Source organism: Mesorhizobium album, from assembly GCF_033977205.1.
Classification (GTDB): domain Bacteria; phylum Pseudomonadota; class Alphaproteobacteria; order Rhizobiales; family Rhizobiaceae; genus Mesorhizobium; species Mesorhizobium album.
In genome coordinates, this window is record NZ_JAVIIW010000011.1 from 52,050 (window position 1) to 71,775 (window position 19,726).

At 65.0% G+C, this 19,726-nt stretch carries 17 protein-coding genes and 1 tRNA gene; 8 read left to right on the top strand and 10 right to left on the bottom strand.

All coding sequences use genetic code 11. The features are described 5' to 3' along the window. Window positions 1-51: 51 nt before the first annotated feature. The 3 genes from RFN28_RS11680 to RFN28_RS11690 are packed head-to-tail and all read right to left on the bottom strand — an operon-like array spanning window position 52 to window position 3,498. Window positions 52-1,218 (bottom strand): NAD(P)/FAD-dependent oxidoreductase, encoded by a 1,167-nt coding sequence (locus RFN28_RS11680; protein WP_320287493.1) that lies wholly within the window; start codon window positions 1,216-1,218, stop codon window positions 52-54. 25 nt (window positions 1,219-1,243) lie between these two features. Beyond that, window positions 1,244-2,812 carry a sensor histidine kinase gene (locus RFN28_RS11685; protein ID WP_320287494.1) on the bottom strand — a complete coding sequence of 523 codons (1,569 nt, stop codon included), beginning with the start codon at window positions 2,810-2,812 and terminating at the stop codon, window positions 1,244-1,246. Further along, the gene (locus tag RFN28_RS11690; RefSeq protein WP_320287495.1) at window positions 2,800-3,498 is read right to left on the bottom strand and encodes a response regulator; all 699 of its coding nucleotides are present in this window, start codon (window positions 3,496-3,498) and stop codon (window positions 2,800-2,802) included. The genes RFN28_RS11685 and RFN28_RS11690 overlap by 13 nt, the downstream gene beginning before the upstream one ends. 380 nt (window positions 3,499-3,878) lie before the next feature. Here RFN28_RS11690 and RFN28_RS11695 point away from each other — a divergent pair, with 380 nt between their 5' ends. Beyond that, window positions 3,879-4,760, top strand: a complete 882-nt coding sequence (locus RFN28_RS11695; protein ID WP_320287496.1) for an HpcH/HpaI aldolase/citrate lyase family protein — start codon at window positions 3,879-3,881, stop codon at window positions 4,758-4,760. A gap of 183 nt (window positions 4,761-4,943) precedes the next feature. Continuing rightward, a complete protein-coding gene (locus RFN28_RS11700; protein ID WP_320287497.1) occupies window positions 4,944-5,150 on the top strand; it encodes a DUF1737 domain-containing protein in 207 nt (68 codons plus the stop codon). A gap of 216 nt (window positions 5,151-5,366) precedes the next feature. Here the strand turns inward: RFN28_RS11700 and RFN28_RS11705 are convergent, their stop codons facing one another. Next, entirely contained in the window at window positions 5,367-5,804 is a 438-nt protein-coding gene (locus RFN28_RS11705) for a metallopeptidase family protein (protein ID WP_278078010.1), read from the bottom strand. Window positions 5,805-5,987: 183 nt separating this feature from the next. Here RFN28_RS11705 and RFN28_RS11710 point away from each other — a divergent pair, with 183 nt between their 5' ends. From RFN28_RS11710 to RFN28_RS11720, 3 genes are read left to right on the top strand one after another with little or no spacing between them, the layout of a single operon-like run. Next, window positions 5,988-7,094 carry an ImuA family protein gene (locus tag RFN28_RS11710; RefSeq protein ID WP_320287498.1) on the top strand — a complete coding sequence of 369 codons (1,107 nt, stop codon included), beginning with the start codon at window positions 5,988-5,990 and terminating at the stop codon, window positions 7,092-7,094. After that, the gene (locus tag RFN28_RS11715; protein ID WP_320287499.1) at window positions 7,036-8,508 is read left to right on the top strand and encodes a DUF6504 family protein; all 1,473 of its coding nucleotides are present in this window, start codon (window positions 7,036-7,038) and stop codon (window positions 8,506-8,508) included. Before RFN28_RS11710 ends, RFN28_RS11715 begins: the two co-directional genes overlap by 59 nt. Continuing rightward, a complete protein-coding gene (locus RFN28_RS11720) occupies window positions 8,505-11,834 on the top strand; it encodes an error-prone DNA polymerase (protein WP_320287500.1) in 3,330 nt (1,109 codons plus the stop codon). Before RFN28_RS11715 ends, RFN28_RS11720 begins: the two co-directional genes overlap by 4 nt. Window positions 11,835-11,995: 161 nt before the next feature. On the opposite strand, the gene RFN28_RS11725 is transcribed toward RFN28_RS11720, so the two are convergent. The 4 genes from RFN28_RS11725 to RFN28_RS11740 form a co-directional block, all read right to left on the bottom strand. Continuing rightward, window positions 11,996-12,241, bottom strand: coding sequence for a Trm112 family protein (locus RFN28_RS11725; protein ID WP_320287501.1), 246 nt, complete (start codon window positions 12,239-12,241; stop codon window positions 11,996-11,998). A 173-nt stretch (window positions 12,242-12,414) separates the two neighbouring features. After that, the gene (locus RFN28_RS11730) at window positions 12,415-13,086 is read right to left on the bottom strand and encodes an LON peptidase substrate-binding domain-containing protein (protein ID WP_320287502.1); all 672 of its coding nucleotides are present in this window, start codon (window positions 13,084-13,086) and stop codon (window positions 12,415-12,417) included. Window positions 13,087-13,262: 176 nt separating this feature from the next. After that, window positions 13,263-14,255, bottom strand: coding sequence for a thioredoxin (trxA, locus tag RFN28_RS11735; protein WP_320287503.1), 993 nt, complete (start codon window positions 14,253-14,255; stop codon window positions 13,263-13,265). An 85-nt stretch (window positions 14,256-14,340) separates the two neighbouring features. Further along, entirely contained in the window at window positions 14,341-14,838 is a 498-nt protein-coding gene (locus tag RFN28_RS11740) for a prolyl-tRNA synthetase associated domain-containing protein (RefSeq protein ID WP_320287504.1), read from the bottom strand. Between the two features lie 317 nt (window positions 14,839-15,155). Here RFN28_RS11740 and RFN28_RS11745 point away from each other — a divergent pair. Beyond that, window positions 15,156-15,230 (top strand) — tRNA-Gly (locus RFN28_RS11745). 523 nt (window positions 15,231-15,753) lie between these two features. On the opposite strand, the gene RFN28_RS11750 is transcribed toward RFN28_RS11745, so the two are convergent. Beyond that, window positions 15,754-16,692, bottom strand: a complete 939-nt coding sequence (locus RFN28_RS11750; RefSeq protein WP_320287505.1) for a sulfotransferase family protein — start codon at window positions 16,690-16,692, stop codon at window positions 15,754-15,756. 310 nt (window positions 16,693-17,002) lie between these two features. After that, the gene (locus RFN28_RS11755; RefSeq protein ID WP_320287506.1) at window positions 17,003-17,443 is read right to left on the bottom strand and encodes an Lrp/AsnC family transcriptional regulator; all 441 of its coding nucleotides are present in this window, start codon (window positions 17,441-17,443) and stop codon (window positions 17,003-17,005) included. Between the two features lie 131 nt (window positions 17,444-17,574). On the opposite strand from RFN28_RS11755, the gene rocF reads away from it, so the two are divergent. Further along, window positions 17,575-18,507, top strand: a complete 933-nt coding sequence (rocF, locus tag RFN28_RS11760; RefSeq protein WP_320287507.1) for an arginase — start codon at window positions 17,575-17,577, stop codon at window positions 18,505-18,507. A gap of 2 nt (window positions 18,508-18,509) precedes the next feature. Beyond that, window positions 18,510-19,568, top strand: a complete 1,059-nt coding sequence (gene ocd, locus RFN28_RS11765; protein WP_320287508.1) for an ornithine cyclodeaminase — start codon at window positions 18,510-18,512, stop codon at window positions 19,566-19,568. Window positions 19,569-19,726 lie beyond the last annotated feature (158 nt).

Genomic DNA, 19,726 nt, shown 5'->3' on the forward strand with positions numbered 1-19,726 from the left:
AGAGGGGGGTGGGCGGGAACTCGACAGAACGCGATGCTCCGCCTGCCACCTTCAAATCACATTCAGCTCCCGGAACGCCCGTCCCTCCGCAACGCGCCCATACCCGAACGCCGTGCAGTCGATCGTCCGGTAGCCGCCATGCACGATGAGCTCGGCGAGCGCCTTGCCGACGGCAGGCGCCTGCTGCAGGCCGTGGCCGGAGAAGCCGTTGGCGAAGAGGAAATTCTCGACCTCCGGATGCGGCCCGATCACCCCGTTCTGGTCGAGCGTGTTGTAATCGTAGTGCCCGACCCAGGCGCGCGTCGGCTTGATCGCCTCGAAGGCCGGGATGCGCGTTGCGAGCACCGGCCAGATCACCTCTTCGAACAGCGGCCACTCGACCTCGAAATCCTTGGGGTCGGGAGCATGATCGCCTTCCTCCGGCTCGGCGCCGCCGGTGAGGTAGACCGAGCCTTCCGGCCGCACATAGATGCCGGACGGATCGACCAGCAGCGGCATGTCGGCATATTTTTCCCGCGCCTCGAAGACGAAGACGTTGCGCTTGCGCGGCTCGACCGGCAGCGCGAGACCGGCAAAGGCCGCCACATTGCCGGCATTCGGCCCGGCGGCGTTGACGACAATGCCGGCTTCCAGCGTCTCACCATTGTCGAGGCTTACGCCGATGACGCGGTTGCCGTCGCGCACGACACCGGTGACCGAGGCGGCGATGAAATCGATCTTCTTGTCGCGCAGCGCCTTGCGGAACAGCATCAGCAGCGCATGCGCATCGAACCAGCCCTCGCCGCTCCGGCCAAAGGCGCCGGCGGAAATGCCCTCGGTCGACAGCCACGGGAAGCGGCGCGTCAGCTGCTCGGCGTCCTCGAGAACAATGTCTGCGCCTTCGGCGATCTGCGCTTCGTGGTTGGCCTTGAGGATCGGCAGCCCGGCCTCGCCGGCAAGGATGAGATAGCCGCCCTCGCGGAAACCGATATCGGCGTCGGCGCCGAAGGTCTCCTTCAGCCGCCGGAACAATTTCAGCGTGAACTGCGACAGGCGGATGTTTTCCGGAATTGAGAATTGCTGGCGGATCGAGGCCAGGGACAGCGTCGTCGCCGCATGGGAGAATTGCGGATCGCGCTCGATCAGCGCGATCAAGCCCGTGAAGCCCTCTTCGCGCAGGTAATAGGCGACCGAGGACCCGACGATGGCCCCGCCGATGATGACGATGTCGTAGCGCACTTGTCTCTCCGAAATTCGCCAGCCCTCACGCGGCCGGCAGATCGATCTCGAAGCGTGTGCCGCGCTCGCTGTCAACCAGCCTGATCGTGCCATCATGCGCTTTCAGGAGGGCCAGCACGATGCCCAGCCCCATGCCCGTGCCGCCGGTCTCGCGCCTTGTGGTAAAAAATGGCTCGAACACTTTTGCCCGATTGCTGGCCGAAATGCCGTCGCCATCGTCGCCGACAAGGACTGCCACCCTGTCGCCCGCACCCACGGCACCGATCGCGACCTGCTTCGCGCCATGCCTTGCCGAATTGTCGATCAGGTTGGCAAGCACGATGGCGAGGTTCTCGCCGGAGATGCCGAGGCCGACTTCGCTACCCGCTTCGATGCGCACCTTCAGCCTGGTGTCGACCGGCAGCAGCGCCAGCGCCGCATTGAGCGTCGTCTTTTCGCCGCTCGGCGCGAGGTTTTCGGCGCGTGCCAGTTCGAGCAGTCGGCGCACCAGGAGATTGAGCCGCCCGGCATCTGTGACAATGTTGTTAGAGAAACGCCGCCGCTCATCTTCGTCCATCGTCCCGCCGGAATCCCTCAAAAGCTCGGCCGCTCCCTGGATCGCCGTCAGCGGCGATTTCAGTTCATGCGAGACGTGGGTGGCGAAGGTCTGGATGCTGTCCGAGCGCGCCTGCAGTTTTTGCGCCATGTCGAGGAAGGCGGCCGACAGCGCCGCCATCTCGCGCGTGCCATGGTGATCGAGCGGGCGCATCGCCTCGCGGTCGCCGGCGGCGATGCGTTTCGTACGCTCGATCAGCGCATAGATCGGCCGGCTGACGGTGCGGATGAACACCAGCGCGATCAGCAGCGTGCCGCCGACGATGGTGATCGCCGCCAGTGTCACCTTGCCGCGCTCGCCATAGAGATGTTTGACGATGTTGTTCGGCGTCCGCGAGAGATAGACCACCCCGGCGACCCTGCCTTCGACTTCGACCGGCAGGGCGACGAAGACGCGCACCTTGGTGCCGCGGCTCACCGAATAGAGCGGCGGCGGCGGCTGGTCGGGGATCCTCAGTCTCAGCTCGCTGGCATAGACGCCGGCAAGCGCTCTGCGCACCTCCTCGACCTGGCCGAGCGACAAGCCCACCTCGCCGCCGCCAGCAATCACCACGCCATGCGGATCGAGCAGCCGGAAACCGGCGAGCGTGGTCTTCTGCGTCTCGTCGAGAATGCCGTCGAGCCGCGTGCCGATGGCCGCGAAGGCCGGATCGGCGGTCGCGGGAAGGGCGGCCGGCCTCGTCGGCATGACATCGTCGGACGCAAGGTCGAGGCTGGGTTCGATCGGCTGATAGGGTTGGTTGGCGTTGTCGCGCGCCGTGGGGATCTTGGCGCCGAGCTTTTCCGGCGCAATGCCGGCGGCGCGCACCTCGGCGGCATAGACGGCGGCAACGACCGCGCCCTGCGCGATGAGCTCGCCCTCGGTCTGACGGATCAGCTGGTTCTCATAGAGCCGGAAGAAGAACAGGCCGACCAGCGGCAGCGCCATCACCACGATCAGGATGGCGACGACGACGGTGGCAAGCCGCGGCCGCCATCTTTCCTTGCTCAGCCACCGCATCGGCCGAGCCGGAAGCCGACGCCATGCACGGTTTCGATCGCGTCCACGCAGCCGACCGCCGCCAGCTTGGCGCGGATATTGCGGATATGGCTGTCGACGGTGCGATTGGAGACATGGATGTTCGATTGATAGGCATTGGCCATCACCGCGTCACGGCCAAGCACATGCTGCGGCCGGGCTAGAAAACCTTTGACGATGGCGAATTCGATTGCCGTGAAGAGCAGCGGCTTGCCGTCGAAGCTCGCCGCGTGGCTTGCCGGAACAAGCATGAGCCTACCATGCGCGAACTGCCGGTCGTCCGCTTCTTCCTCCGCCGCCACCGGGCGGGCGCGGCGCAGGATGACGTTGACGCGGGCGACCAGCTCGCGCGGGCTGAACGGTTTAGTCACATAATCGTCGCCGCCCATTTCCAGCCCGAGGATGCGGTCGATCTCTTCATCGCGCGCCGACAGGAACAGCACCGGCACGTCGGAGCGCTGCCTGAGCCGCCGGCAGACCTCCAGCCCGTCCATCTCCGGCATGCCGATGTCGAGCACGACGAGGTCGGGCGTGCGGCGTTCGACCGCCTGCAGCGCAGCGGCGCCGTCGGCGACGGCAGCCGTCGTCATGCCGGCCTTCTCCAGTGCGAAGCAGATGATCTCGCGGATATGCGGGTCGTCGTCGGCGACGAGGATATTGTGCGGCATCGATCAATAGCCCGGAGGTTCTGTAACGGCAGGATTAGCAAGCGCGCCGCGCTTGTCGAGAGTGCGGCGCAAGATTAGCGGAGTGCGTTATCTCCGGACCTTCCTCGGCGCGGCTATCCGGACCCCGTGCCGCGATCTCGGGACGAAGGGCAGGATGATTGGCTGCGGGGCGCGGCTTCTTCGGCTGGACGAGCCACCAGCCGTCATAGCGCAGCCGGTAGGGCAGGCGAGGCATTTGATGTGTTCGCATGCTGCCCTGTTTCGCTGGTGGGCGCGGAAAGCTCGGGGCGGATCGGAGGAGGTTTTCCGCACGGATGTGCAGATTTCGTGCAGGGCCGTTGCGTCTTGCCTCAGTCGCCACCAGCCGGCATAGATCGGTCATGACCGTTGAAATCTACCACCCGCGCCGCTCTGTGCTCTACGTGCCCGCCTCCAACGAGCGGGCGCTCGCCAAGATCGCCTCGCTCGCCTGCGATGCCGTCGTCATCGATCTCGAGGATGGCGTCGCGCCCGCCGACAAGGTTTCCGCGCGCGAAAAACTGGCAGGCATCCTGGCCGCGCGGCCGAAGCGGCGCTGCGAGATGGTAGTGCGCATCAATCCGCTTGGATCCGAATGGGGCATCGACGATCTCCTGGCCGTCGCCAGGGCTGGGTCGGACGGCATTCTCCTGCCCAAGGTCGCGACGCCGCGCGACATCCTCGAGGCCGGCGATCTGCTCGACGACAATCTTGCGCCCGATACGGTGAAGCTATGGGCGATGATCGAGACGCCCAAGGCGCTGCTCAACATCGGCGCCATCGCCGAGCTTGGCCGCGATCCGGCTTCCAGGCTCGCTTGTTGCGTTGCCGGAACGAACGATCTGTTGAAGGCAACGGGCGTGCTGGCCACCCCCGACCGGCGCTATCTGATGCCGTGGCTGATGCAGCTGGTGCTCGCCGCCCGCGCCGGCGGCCTCGACGTGATCGACGGCGTTGCCAATGACTTCCGCGACCTGGAGGCCTTCGCCCGCGAATGTGCCGAGGCGGCCGCCATGGGCTTCGATGGCAAGTCGCTGATCCATCCCGCCCAGATCGAGCCGGCCAACCGCGCCTTCGCGCCGTCGCCCGAGGCGCTTTCCGCGGCAAGGGCGATCAGGGACGCCTTCTCACGGCCGGAAAATGCCGGCAAAAGCGTCATCGCGCTGGACGGCCGCATGGTCGAACGGCTGCATCTGGCCGAGGCCGAGAAACTTCTGGCGAAGGCCGCAATCATCGGCGCATGATGCGCTGGAGCAATTCCAGGAAAAGTGCGTAGCGGTTTTCCGTCCGAAATTGCTTCAAAACAAAGGGATAAAGCGGTTCTGCGTTTCCGTGAAGCGGTGAACCGCTCTATTGTATGTCGCCCAAAACTGTGCAGCGGTTTTGGGCGACATACAGATAGACATTGGTCATGACAGGGTCGAAAAATGAAACTTTACCGCTTTCTGTCCGGTCCGGACGACGCCACTTTCTGCCACAAGGTGACGGCGGCCCTGAACAAGGGCTGGCACCTGTTCGGCTCGCCGACCTATGCCTATGACAAGACGACCAAATCGATGCGCTGCGGCCAGGCCGTGGTGAAGGATATCGAAGGCCAGGAATACACGCCCGACACCAAGCTCAGCGATTGGTAGGTGCGCCGCGCGACGCTGGCGGGACAGCACCCCCCTCTGCCCTGCCGGGCATCTCCCCCTCAAGGGGGGAGATCAGATCGTCGCCTTTGATTTCGCCAATCGCCAGCGTTGGAGGAAGAGTACCGTCGAGGGGAGCTGCCGATCTCCCCCCTTGAGGGGGAGATGGCCGGCAGGCCAGAGGGGGGTGGCTTGGCGCCCACCAAAACGGCGTAACACTCACCCCGCCGCCGCCTGCTCGGCCGCTTCCTCGATCCGCTCCATGTCGTCGTCCGACAGGCCGAAATGGTGGCCGATCTCGTGGATCAGCACATGGGTGACGATGTCGCCCAGCGTCTCCTCGTTCTCGGCCCAGTAGTCGAGTATGGCGCGGCGGTATAGCGTGATGCGGTTCGGCCCCTCGCCGGTCTGCGGGTTCCAGCGCTCGGCGATGCCGCGTCCCTCGAACAGGCCGAGCAGGTCGAAGGGCGTTTCCAGCGACAGGTCGTCCATGATCTCGTCGGTCGGGAAGTCGGCGATCTGGATGACGATCTCGCCGGTTAGCTGGCGGAACTCTTCCGGCAGATGGGCATAGGCCTCCAGCGCCAGAAGCTCCATTTCGTCCATCGACGGCGAGAGCTGGTCGTGCCAGGTGCGGGTCTTGTAGATGCGGGCCATGAGGTTTCCTTTGATCCCGGCATATAGGCTTTCGCGCCGATTGAGGCAAATGAGCCGGCTGGCGGGCTTCCCTGTGGGTAAAGGGCGGAGGAATAAATTCCTTCCCATGCCGCTTGACTCTTCCGGGACCCTCTGGAATCTATAAGAACATAACAGGAACAATTGCTGCCGGAAGTGAACGTCATGGCGATGAGCGCCGTGGCGCGGGACACTGTTTTTGCCCTGCGCCGCCAGATCGCGAAGATCGAGGGAACGCTGCCCGAGCGCCTTGAAGCGCCGGCACGCGGCGCGCCTGGAGCAATTCCAGAAAAAGTGCGAAGCGGTTTTCCGTCCGGAATTGAGGAAAAACAAATATACAGCGATGCGGCCCAGTCGGACGCCACCATCGTCCGGCGCGGCCTCGCCGTGGCGCCGCAGGATTCCTTCCTGCGCACCGGCATCGAACGCCTCGACACCGCGCTTGGCGGCGGCCTGCCCAAGGCCGCGCTCAGCGAAATCCATGGGCTGGAAACCCGCGATGCCGGCGCCGTCGCCGGCTTCGCGCTGTCGCTTACCAGCCTGATCCTCAAGGAAAGGCAGGGCCTGCCGATCCTCTGGATCGGCACCGCGGAAATCTTCCGCGAGGCCGGCTTTCCCTATGCCAGGGGGCTGCATGCCCTCTTCGGCATCGAACCCGAGCAATTGCTGTTTTCCGAAGCGCCGAAACTGCTCGACGCGCTGTGGATCGCCGAGGAAGCCGCCCGCATGACGGCTTTCGCCGCCGTCATGCTCGAGATCCGCGGCAGCCCACAGCGGCTCGACCTTACTGCGACGCGGCGGCTGCACGCCCGCGCCCAGAGCGCCGGCCGCCCGGTGCTTTTGCTGCGCCAGGCCGGCGAGGCCGAGCCCACAGCGGCGCCCGTGCGCCTCATCGTTTCGGCCGCGCCTGCTGCGAGCCGCGAGACGGTCGCCGGTCCGCTCGCCGGTTCGATCGGCCGCCCTGCCTTCACCGTCGATATCGGCAAGAGCCGCACGGCCCTGCCCGGACAATTCACACTGGAATGGAACCCCGATGAGCACGCTTTTGAGGAAAGAAGAAGGGGTGAGGAAAGAAAGCCCCAGGAAGAGCGGGCAACGAATCCTGTCGCTGTGGTTTCCACATCTGCCCGCGGAGCGGATCCTGCGCCAGCGTCTGGGGCGGTCCTGGCGTTCCCGGCCGTCGCATCACCTGCCCCCGCCTCACCCACCGCTTGTGATCAGTCATCGCGACAACAACACCCAGCGCATCGCGGCCCTCGACGAACGGGCTGAGGCGCTGAAGCTGAAGCGCGGCATGGGCATTGCCGACGCGCGCGCCATGCACCCCGCGATTGATGTGGTGGAAGCCGACCCGGAGGCCGACCGCCGCCTGCTCGAAGGCCTTGCCGACTGGTGCGACCGCTACACGCCGCTGGTGGCGATCGACGGCGAGGACGGGCTGTTTCTCGACGTCACCGGCTGCACGCATCTCTTCGGCGGCGAGCGCGCCATGCAGGACGAGATCCTCACCCGCTTCTTCGAGCAGGGTTTCGATGTCCGCGCTGGCCTCGCCTCCACGCCAGGGGCCGCCTGGGCGGCGGCGCGCTTCCATGGCGACCGCATCGTCGCCGGCGGCGAGGAGGAAGCGCTGCTTGCGCCCCTGCCGCTTTCGGCGCTGCGCATCGCGCCGGAGACCCGCATCAGCCTGGAAAGCGTCGGCCTGCGCACGGCGGGCGCGGTGATGGCCACGCCGCGCGCGCCGCTCGCCCGCCGCTTCGGCGCCTCTCTTCTGCTGCGCCTCGACCAGGCGCTCGGCCGCCTCGACGAGGCGGTGTCGCCGCGCCTTCCCGTCGCGCCGCTCTCGGTCGAGCGCCATCTTGCCGAGCCGGTCGTATTGACCGACGACATCGAGCGGCTGGTGAGCCGGCTTGCCGTCGCCCTGAAGAGCGACCTCGAACGCCGCGGCGAGGGCGCGCGGGCGCTTGCCCTTCTCCTCTTCCGCGTCGACGGCGCCGTCAGCCGCATCGCCGTCGGCACCTCGCGCCCGATGCGCGAGCCGCAGTTGATCCGAAAACTGTTCCACGAACGGCTCGCCGCACTTGAGCAGAGCATCGATGCCGGCTTCGGCTTCGACCTCGTGCGGCTTTCCGTGCTTTCGGTCGCCGCCTTCGACATGCTGCAGGGCGATCTCGCAGGCGAGGTTGCCGACGATGATGCCGACATCGCTTTATTCGCCGACCGCATCCGCGCCCGCCTCGGCGACGCCGCCGTGCTGAAGCCGGTCGTCGTTGAAAGCCATCTGCCGGAGCGCGCCGTCACCACGGTTCCTTTCGCGGAAGCGCCGCAAAGGCGCATGCCGCCGAGACAGCCCGACCGGTCGGTGCCGCCGATGATCATCTACCCGCCGGAGCGGCCGGTGCGGCTGTTCCGCTCGCCCGAGCCGATCGAGGTGCCGGCGACCGAAATCCCCGAGGGGCCGCCGATGAACTTCCGCTGGCGCCGCGCGCTTTACCGCGTCGCCCGCGCCGAAGGACCGGAACGCATCGCCGCGGAATGGTGGCGACCCGGCGAGGAAGAGGCGCCGACCCGCGACTATTACCGCATCGAGGACAGCGAGGGACGCCGCTACTGGCTCTACCGCCAGGGCCTCTACAGCGGCGCTTCGCAAGCCGCGCCGCGCTGGTTCATGCACGGGGTGTTCGCATGAACGCGCTGGCCGCCGTCCCCTATGCCGAGTTCGGCATCCAGTCGAATTTTTCCTTCCTGCGCGGCGCCTCGAAGCCCGAGGAGCTGGTGGTCACGGCAAAGTTCTACGGCTTTTCCTCGATCGGGCTTGCCGACAGGAACACTGTCGCCGGCGTGGTGCGCGCCTGGCAGCAGGCCAAGGTGGAAAAGCTTGCCTATCATCCCGGCTGCCGCCTGGTTTTCCGCGACGGCACCCCGGACATCCTCGCCTATCCCCGCGACCGCACGGGCTGGGGCCATCTCTGCCGCATGCTGACCCAGGCCAATCTGCGCGACGAGAACGAGAAGGGCGCGACGTTGCTCGAATTGAGCGACCTTCTCGAATGGGGCGATCTGATGTCGCTGGCGATCCTGCCCAACCTGTCGGCGCGCACGGAAGACAATCTCTCACTCATTAGCCGGCTTAGGGACCGCTTTGGCGCCGCGCTCCGGCTTGCCGTCGCGCCGGACTATGGCGGCAACGACCGCTTCCGCATCGAGCAGGCGGCGGCGATGGCCGAACTTGCGCGCGTGCCGCTGATGGCGACCAACGACGTGCTCTATCATGCCGCCGACCGCCGGCCGCTGCAGGACGTGCTGACCGCAATCCGCCTCAACACGCCGGTCTCCGAGGTCGGGCTGGAGCTAACAGCAAACGCCGAGCGCCATCTGAAGCCGCCGCTGGAAATGGCGCGCCTTTTCCGCCGGCATCCGCAAGCGCTGGCGGAGACGCTGCGCTTCGCCGAGGAGCTCTCCTTCTCGCTCAGCGACCTTGAATACAATTATCCGGACGAACCGACCGAATCCGGCCTGGGGCCGCAGGCCGAGCTCGAACGCCTGGCGCGGGAAGGGGCTGCAAGACGCTATCCGGCCGGTGTTCCCGCCTATGTCACGCAGCGCATCGGGGAGGAGCTCGCCCTCATCGAGCGCCTGAACTATGCGCGCTATTTCCTGACCGTCTACGACATCGTGAAATTCGCCCGCAGCCAGAACATCCTTTGCCAGGGCCGCGGCTCCGCCGCCAATTCGATCGTCTGCTTCTGCATCGGCATCACCGAAGTCGGCCCCGAGCGCATCGACACGCTGTTCGAGCGCTTCATCTCCGAGAAGCGCAACGAGCCGCCCGATATCGACGTCGATTTCGAGCATGAGCGGCGCGACGAGGTCATCGCCTATATCTACGAGAAATACAGCGCCAAGCGCACCGCGCTTGCCGCCGCCGTCATCAGCTATCGCGGCCGCTCGGCCTTGCGCGAGGTGGCCAAGGCCATGGGCCTCTCCGAGGATGTCAGGAGCGCTTTGTCGAGCAGCATCTGGGGCTGGTCGACCTCGGAGATCGGCGACAGGGAAGCCAATGCCGGCGGCCTCGACCGCACCGACCCGCTGGCGCGGCAGGTGCTGGAACGCGCCAATGAGATCATGGGCTTTCCCCGCCACCTCTCCCAGCATGTCGGCGGCTTCGTCATCACCCGCGACCGGCTCGACGAGGTCGTGCCCATCGTCAAGACGGCGATGGACGAGCGCAAGATGGTCGAGTGGGACAAGGACGACCTCGACGCGGTGAAGATCCTCAAGGTGGACGTGCTGGCGCTCGGCATGCTGACCTGCCTGAAGCGCGCTCTGACCCTGCTTGAGCGTCATTACGATGTGCGAGACGCTTATGATCGCCCGCTGGGATTGGCGACGATCCCCGAAAAGGACGACAGGGTCTACGACATGATCTGCCGGGCCGATACGCTCGGTGTCTTCCAGATCGAGTCGCGCGCCCAGATGTCGATGCTGCCGCGTCTTCGGCCGCGCACCTTCTACGATCTTGTCATCGAGGTGGCGATCGTACGGCCCGGCCCGATCCAGGGCGACATGGTGCATCCCTATCTGCGCCGCCGGCAAGGCAAGGAGAAACCTGAATACCCGAAGCCGGAGCTGAAGGAGATTCTCGGCAAGACGCTTGGCGTGCCGCTGTTCCAGGAGCAGGCGATGAAGATCGCCATCGTCGCCGGCGGCTTCCAGCCGGGCGAGGCCGACGAGCTGCGCCGCGCCATGGCCACCTTCAAGCGCACCGGCACGATCGGCAACTACCGCCAGCGGATGATCGACGGCATGGTCAACAAGGGCTACGAAAAGGAATTCGCCGAGCGTTGCTTCAAGCAGATCGAAGGATTCGGCGAATATGGCTTTCCCGAAAGCCATGCCGCGTCCTTCGCGCTGCTGGTCTATGCCTCCTGCTGGTTCAAGACCTTCTATCCCGACGTCTTCTGTGCCGCGATCCTAAATTCGCAGCCGATGGGTTTTTACCAGCCCGCCCAGCTCGTCCGCGATGCGCGCGACCACGGCGTCGAAGTGCGCGAGGTCGACATCAATCATTCCGTCTGGGACTGCACGCTGGAGAAGTCCGGTTTCGATCCGTCCCGCATCCTCGAACGCCATGCCTCGATGCGCGGCGTCATCGAGACGGCTCATGCCGTGCGGCTTGGCTTTCGCCAGATCAAGGGGCTTTCCGAGGAGCGGATGGATGCCGCCGTCGCCCGGCGCGGCGGCGGTTACCGATCGGTCAGGGACGTCTGGCTGCGTTCAGGCCTCGATGTCGGCGAGATCGAAAGGCTGGCCGAGGCCGACGCCTTCCGCTCGCTCGGCCTCGACCGTCGCGCGGCGCTCTGGGAGGTGCGCGCGCTCGACGGCAGGAGCGCCGCCGAGAAGCTGCCGCTGTTCGACCGGCCGATGCTGCGCCTGCGCGAGCTGGAGCCGGAGACCAGGCTGCCAAAAATGCCGCTCGGCGAGCATGTCGTCCATGACTACCGCTCGCTCGGCCTATCGCTGAAGGAGCATCCCGTCGCCTTCCTGCGCGAGCGGCTCACCCGCGCCGGCATCACCCCCAATGCCCGTCTGCCGTCTGTGCGCGACGGCCGCCGCGTCTCCGTCGCCGGCCTGGTTCTGGTGCGCCAGCGCCCCGGCAAAGGCAATGCGATCTTCATCACCCTCGAGGATGAAAAGGCGATCGCCAACGTCATCATCTGGCCGCGCGTCTTCGACCGCTTCCGCTCGGCGGTGATGGGCGCGCGCTTCATCCGCGTCACCGGCAAGCTGCAGCAGGAATCGGACGTGATCCACATCGTCGCCGACAGGATCGAGGACCTGACATCCTGGCTGAGCGTGCTGCTGCAGGAGACGCCCACCATTGAGCATCAGCCCTCTGAGCCATCGAATGGACCGGAGCGCTCCGCGAACCGCGGCCTGCCGGTTCGCCAGGACATCGAGGTCCTATCGGGTGCCGCACAACAGGTCATGCCCAAGGGGCGGAATTTTCAGTAGGATATGGAATGGGCCGAGGGCGTGGAGCGCTTTCGTCATCCTCGGGCGTAGCAAGGAGGTAGCGACGCAGCGCAGACCCTGGGATGACGACGGAAGGGACGCCCTCTGCCAATCTCGATGGCTTGCGGCATCCTTCCGGAAGCGTCGTCAACGAAAGGCCTTCACGACGGCCCGCCGAGCCGCGGCTGCGGCGGCAGCACATCTTCGGGCGAGATCGTGCGCGCTTCCGACGGCAGCATGATCGGGATGCCGTCGCGCACCGGATAGGCGAGCTTCGCCACGCGCGAGATCAGCTCGCTGCGCTCCGGGTCCCAGGTCAACGGCCCCTTGGTCAGCGGGCAGGCGAGCAGTTCCAGCAGTTTCGGGTCGACCGTGGCTTTCCGCCCATCACGTCCGTCCGCCGCCATCGCACTTTTCCATTGTCCAATTGCCACGGGCTTAAGTGTGTTGAGATTCAGGTCAGGCCGAGCCGAAAGTGATGGGTTCCGAGAACCGGAGCGGAGCGTACTTGAAGTACGTGAGCACCGGAAGCGCAGGAACCCGCCACTTGCAGGCCGGCCTCACCTGAATATCAATACACTTACTGCAGGCTCGAGCCAAAATCCTCATCCTCGCGCGCCAGCGTTATTTCGGTGATGGCGATCAGCGTCTCGGCGCGCGTCTTCAGGTCCGCCGCCTCGAGCAGCGCCTGTTTCTCGGCCGGCCCATAGGGCGCCATCATCGACAGCGCATTGACCAGCATGGCGTTCTCGGCGCGGCTGACGCTTTCCCAGTCGGCCTCGAGGTCGTTGGCCTGCAGATAGGCGCGGAACGCTTTGAGCAGCGCCGGCCGGTCGACCTCGGCTGCCGCCTGATCCTCCTCGAGATCGGCAAGGAACGGCGCGATCCGGCACTGCCGGAACGGCGTCTTTACCGCCAGCTCCTGCGTGACGCGGAAGCGGCAGACGCCCTGCAGCGAGATCAGGTAGCGCCCGTCGCCGCTCTCGGCGAGCGAGATGATGCGCCCCGCGCAGCCGACGCTGCACAGCTCCGGCTCGCCGTCGTCGCGCAGCGCGCCATCGAGGCTGGGCTGGATCATGCCGATCAGCCGCGGCCCCGCCATCGCCTGGTCGATCATCTGCAGATAGCGCGGCTCGAAGATGTTGAGCGGCATGCGGCCGCCCGGCAGGAGCAGCGCGCCGGCGAGCGGAAACACCGGGATCGTCGACGGCAGATCCCTCGCGAGCCGATAGCGGGCGTTTCCAACCTGCACTTCAACCCTCCGAAAGCATCGCCGGCCAGCGTGTCAAACCTGCGATCTCCTCCGACGCAGCCCGGCTTATCCAACTCGTCTCATCGACAGGGCAAGGCCACTCCGGCCATCGCCCTATCTGGCGCAGTTGCCGCGTTGCGCAAGCCCTTTACCGGCAAACAGAGCCGGCAAATCGCTCAGGAGAACAACAACGACGACAGCTTGCGCCGCGCCGCAAGCGTCGCCTCGTCGGTCATCCCCCATGCCTCGAAGAACTTCAAGAGCTGCGCCCGCGCGCCGTCGTCGTTCCACGTCCGGTCGGCCTTGACGATCGCCAGAAGATTGTCGGCGGCCTGCATCCGGTCGCCGCGCGCATTCTGCACCATCGCCAGGTCGAACCGCGCCTGATGATCGTTCGGATTGGCCGCGAGCCGGCGCTCGAGCTCGGCCGGATTGCCGAGCGCGGCGGCCTGCGCGGCGAGCGCCATCTTGGCGCGCAGAGCGGCAAGCGGCGGCGCGTCCTTCTTGTCCTCCGGCGCCTTCGCAAGCACCGCCTCGGCGCCTTGGCTGTCGCCGGCGTCGAACAGGATCTCGCCAAGCCCGGCGATCGCCTCGATGGTTTCGGGTGCCTGCTCGAGGATCGCGTCGTAGATGTCAGCCGCGGTCTGGACGTCGCCGGCCTCACGCGCCTCGCGGGCCGCGGCAAGCGCCTCGGTGATCTGCGGCGCCCCGCCGCCCTTGCCGCCGACCTTCTGGATGAACTGCGTGATCTGGCTTTCGGGAATGGCGCCCATGAAGCCATCGACCGGCTGGCCGTCCTTGAAGGCGATGACGGCGGGGATAGACTGGATGCCGAGCTGGCCGGCGACCGAGGGATGGTCGTCGATGTTCATCTTGACCAGCTTGACCTTGCCGCCGGCGGCCTTCACCGCCTTTTCGAGCTGCGGCGTCAGCTGCTTGCAAGGGCCGCACCAGGGCGCCCAGAAGTCGACCAGCACCGGCTGGCGGCGCGATTCCTGGATGACGTCGGCCGCGAATGTCGCGGTCGTGGTGTCCTTGACCAGGTCGGCGGCGGCCGGTGCTTCGCGGAGCGGTACCTTGGCGCGGTCGGCCCCGCCATACTGGACGGATTGGTCGTACTGGCCGGAATTGCCGCCAAATGAGCCGCTGAACGGGTTGTTGTCACTCATGTCGTCGCCCTTTCGGTCGCGCCGCCGCCGGCATGAAGGCGCGGCGCGTCATTGTCGGATTTCGGTTTCGCCCTCCATGTGGCGATCAGGCCGAGACTTTCAAGATAACAGGATCGTGGCCGGTTGCCTTGACGAATCTGATGAGATCGGCGGCGGCGATGGTCGTCGTCGCCTCGTTGGTCAGCGGATGACCGTTGATGACCTCGTGGCTCATCAACTCCTGGTCGAGAACCACCTTCACCCGCCCGGTTGTGTCGTTGATCAGGCCGAAGACGGTGACCGCGCCCGGAATGACGCCGAGCAGTTCCATCAGCATTTCCGGCTTGCCGAAGGACACGCGGCTGGCGGCACCGATCAGATGATGGATCTGCTTGAGATCGACCTCCGCCTCCTCGCCGACGGTGACGAGGAAGAAATTGTCCTTCTTGTCCTTGAGGAAGAGGTTCTTGGTGTGCCCGCCCGGGATCTCGCCGCGCAGCGCCTGCGAATCGGCCACCGTGAACAGCGGCGGATGCCGCACCGTCGAAACGGAGATGCCGAGATCGGCAAGAAAGGCATAGAGCTCGGCTTCGGTCTTCGGCATCGGTCCTCACTTCGTCCAGCTGGCATGGTGATGCCGTTTACGGCCAATGGCGCCCCAGAGCAATTCCAGGAAAGTATGAAACGGTTTTCCGTCCGGAATTGCGCCAAGAACAAAGAGAGGGAGCGGTTCTGCGTTTCCACGAACGGTGAACTGCTCCAGGGCGAGGCCGCGGCCCCCAGCGCGGCGAAGCAATCCGCACGTTCCCGGGCGCCCTCGTCGGCGTCTGCGGGGTGCGGCCAAAAAGACCGTCATTTCCCTGTTGCAATCGCCGCGCTCTTCGGCCATATAGGCGCGGCTTGCGGCCCAAGGCCGCGCGAGCGGGTGTAGCTCAGGGGTAGAGCACAACCTTGCCAAGGTTGGGGTCGGGCGTTCGAATCGCCTCACCCGCTCCAAGTCTTCTTTGATTTGAAAAGCTTAAAGGGCCCGGGTATCCGGGCCTTTTGCTGTCTGGGGCCGGGGAGCGGGCAGGGGAGTTACTGCGGACTAGTGGTCCACCCACTTCTCACACACGACGTTGGCCTGTTCCATCACGAGATCGATGGCCAATTGCTGTAGGTCAGGCGGATATCTGGAACCGATATCTTGGCGGGACGCAAGAAAGATTGGTGCCCGTCTGACGGAATGCGCCACCAATCATCTCTCCATATGACCCATGCGCACGCCCTAGTGTCGCCCGGGACTGGCTGTGGCGAGGCCGCTATCTCAATCGTTAAGTCAGCAAGCCAGAGATCGGCCAGAACAAGCCGGTTTTCGACGTCTTTGTCGCTGCTCGCCGGCAGCCTACAAACCGACTTCAAGTCGCCATAGAGCGACTTCCCGGACGATTGGCCGGAGCAATTGCTTTCGATTCCCGAAACGGCGTTAAAGGCAGATTAGCGACCCGTCACGAGTCCAGTATCGGGCTAAACTCTCGTTTCAGTTAATGCTAAAACGTTTGCGGAAGGATTTTCTCCAGCGGGAAAATGTGCGGTTAATGGGTGACGGTCGTGCCTGACCTTGCAGGTCAGATTCAAAGAAGCGCGCATAAGCGTGAAAATCCGCAGCGAGTTCGCTGACTTCTCGTTTGAAACAATTTCCCTGTGACGCAGTCTGAGCGCAGGCGGCGACCAGGGTCTCGTAGAGTTTACGCGCAGGCAGCGGCACATCGGCCAAGTCGGCCCGGTTTGACCTATTGTGACGGAGGTCAGGGCGAATAAACGCTTGCATCGTTTCATGCAGCGTTTTTTCGTCGTCGAGCCAGTCAAGATTCAGGATGTCGGCGCAGCGGCGCAATTCCGTCTCCCAGGATGCTATAAACGTGTCATAGCTTAAGAAAGCCGTCGGCACGTCAATAGTGTCCTTGAGCGCGGTGATGCAATAATTGAACCAGACACCCATGGCATGGTTGACAGAGATCGGGTCACGTCTAGCAAGTGAGTTTGTTACTTCGATCGGGCTGCGCACAACAAACAGGCAACGCAAATCAACGTGCAATTCGGCCAGGATTTCGCGCCACAACGGCATCAACAAACAGGAGCGCGGGTCCTTCCACGCCCAAGACGTATGCCCGGCAAAATTGCTTGCAACGAGTTGTTTTAGTTCCTCCCGAAAAGGCCGGACCATTTCCGTTTGTTGCCAGCCTTCCGGCAGCGGCAACGGCGTATCCCAACGGCGATTTAATTGCTGCAGCAGGCGCTCCTGTAGGGTGCAGATTTCCGTATGCTCCCAGAACCCTTCCGGATTGTCCGCGCCGGGCCCCATTAAATTGGCTTCGCTACCGAGATAAAATCCCAATAGGCTAATGGCGCGGGTAACGCTGGAGGTTCCGCTGCGGTGCATCCCCAAGATGCAGACTGCTGTTGCCTTGGTCGCCACTGCATCTCCCATATGACTTTGGCTTGCCAGAAACTGTCCGAAATATCCCAGACTGACCAGCCGACATAAATCAATCTAGATCGCTTGTCCCCTTAAACAGGCAACTGGCCGAATTTCACGAGGTGTCGGGCTAAGCCGCCTTTCCAGTGCGAAGCATTGCTCTGCGGCAGCCATGTCGTGCCATCTCGGGAAAGATACCCTCGATCGCTTCGGGCCATACTCTTTTCGGGTAGCGGGCATCTCGGCCGTCTGACCGGAGCCCGCCTCGAGGAGCAGCCTCGCGTGCAGGGGGCGGCGGATTGCGCGAAGGCTACCCCAGCCTTGCCCTGGTCGTCCGCGGAGTCGCCAGCAGCAGGCTGGTCTCGCTCCCCGTGATACCCGGGATCAGCCGTATCCGCCGCAGCACGGCGTCGAAATCGGTGAGCGAGGCGGTGCCGAGCTCGACCACCAGGTCCCAGCGGCCATTGGTGGTGTGGATGGTCGAAACCTCCGGAAAGCCGCCGAGCGCCCTGATCACGCGGTCCGCGGCATGGCCCTCGATCTCGATCATCATCACGCCGCGTATCCGCTGGTCGACCGCGTCGGCGCGCAGCACCACCGTGTAGCCGATGATCTCGCCGGATTTCTCCAGCCGCTCCATGCGCGCTCTGACCGTCGCGCGCGAAACGCCGAGGTCGAGTGCGAGGTCCGAGACGCTGCGCCGTGCATCGTGCCTGAGAAGCGTCACCAGCCTTTCGTCGAGCGTGTCCATGATCCTCCATTTTGGTCAATTATTATGCTCAATATGATAGACTGAACTTCTCGAAATGCCAATTTACCCTGTTCAAACCGCCGGGCGGCGGTGGTTCACTGCCGCAATCAATCGCAAGGGCGGAAAGAATCATGCGCTGCAGGATCGTCGGCGCGCCGGTGCAGGACGGCGCGGGCAGGATGGGATGCGAGATGGGGCCGAGCGCGCTGCGCACCGCGGGGCTCGTCTCGGTGCTGTCGGAACTCGGCCACGAGGTCGAGGACTGGGGCGCCGTCCAGCCGGCCGAGGTGCGCGCCGTCGTCCACGGCAATCTCGTATTGAAGGCCCTGCCCGAGATTTCCGCCTGGACCGCGGCGATTTCCGAGACCGCCTTCGCGGCGTCGCAGGATGCCATGCCGATCTTCCTCGGCGGCGACCACTCGATCTCCGCCGGCACGGTATCCGGCGTGGCGCGTCGCGCCGCCGAACGCGGCCGGCCGCTCTTCGTGCTGTGGCTCGACGCGCATCCGGATTTCCACACGCTCGACACCACCACCAGCGGCAATCTGCATGGCGTGCCGCTCGCCTATGCCAGCGGCCGGCCGGGTTTTTCGGGCTATTTCCCGGATCTGCCGACGGCGGTCGACCCTGCCCGCGTCTGCACCATGGGCCTGCGCAGTGTCGATCCGGCAGAGCGCCGCGCGCTGAAGGAAGCGGGCGTGACCGTGCATGATATGCGCGCCATCGACGAGCACGGCATCGCCCCGCTGCTGCGCGCCTTCCTCGCGCGCGTCGAGGAGGCAAACGGACTGCTGCATGTCAGCCTCGATGTCGATTTCCTCGACCCATCGATCGCGCCGGCCGTCGGCACCACCGTGCCCGGCGGCGCCACCTTCCGCGAGGCGCATCTGGTGATGGAGATGCTCTCCGACAGCGGCCTGGTCTCCAGCCTTGACCTGGTCGAGCTGAACCCGTTCCTCGACGAGCGCGGCCGCACCGCCACCCTGATGGTCGACCTCACCGCCAGCCTGATGGGCCGCCGCATCATGGACCGCCCGACCCGCAGCCATTCCGGAAGCATCTGACCATGACCCAGCCTTCCCGCCTTGCCATCGTCCCCTTCGTCAGCGTCGACCGCATGATGAAGCTGGTGCTCGCCATCGGGGTCGAGCGGTTTCTCACCGAGCTCGCCGCCTATATCGAGGAGGATTTCCGCCGCTGGGAGCTGTTCGACAAGACGCCGCGCATCGCCTCGCACAGCCATGACGGCGTCATCGAGCTGATGCCGACCAGCGACGGGCGGCTCTACGGCTTCAAATATGTCAACGGCCATCCGAAGAACATGCGCGAGGGCCGCCAGACGGTCACCGCCTTTGGCGTGCTCGCCGATGTCGGCTCCGGCTATCCGATGCTGCTCACCGAGATGACGATCCTGACGGCGCTGCGCACCGCCGCCACCTCGGCGCTCGCGGCCAAGTATCTGGCGCCGAAGGGCTCGCGCGCCATGGCCATCATCGGCAACGGCGCCCAGTCCGAGTTCCAGGCCATTGCCTTCAAGGCGCTGCTCGGCATCGACCGGCTGCGGCTCTACGACATCGACCGCTCGGCCTCGGAAAAATGCGCGCGCAACCTCGCCGGCAAAGGTTTCGACATCACCATCTGTTCGACCGGGCAGGATGCGGTGGAAGGCGTCGACATCATCACCACGGTGACGGCCGACAAGCAGTACGCCACCATCCTCACCGACAACATGGTGGGCTCCGGAGTCCACATCAATGCGGTCGGCGGCGACTGCCCGGGCAAGACGGAACTCCATCGTGACATCCTGTTGCGCTCCGACATCTTCGTCGAGTTCCCGCCGCAGACGCGCATCGAGGGCGAGATCCAGCAGCTCGATCCCAACCATCCGGTGACGGAGCTGTGGCAGGTGATCACCGGCCAGGCCGAGGGCCGCAAGTCGGCCAAGCAGATCACGCTGTTCGATTCCGTCGGCTTCGCAACGGAAGATTTTTCCGCGCTGCGCTATGTCCGCGACCAGCTCAAGGCCACCGGCCTCTATGAAGAGCTCGACCTACTCGCCGACCCGGACGAGCCGCGTGACCTGTTCGGCATGCTGCTGAGAGCCGCCATGCAGCCGGCCGCTTGAGGGAATTCGCGGAGGAGCCACAGGCCTATCGGCAGTTTCTAAGACGCCGCTTTTTGCTTGCCAGGTCAGCGCCGCCCCTCATTGCCCTGCCGGGTATTTCTCCCCGTATAGTAACGGGGAGAAAGACGCTGGCATCGGCGCTTTCGCCAATTGCCAAC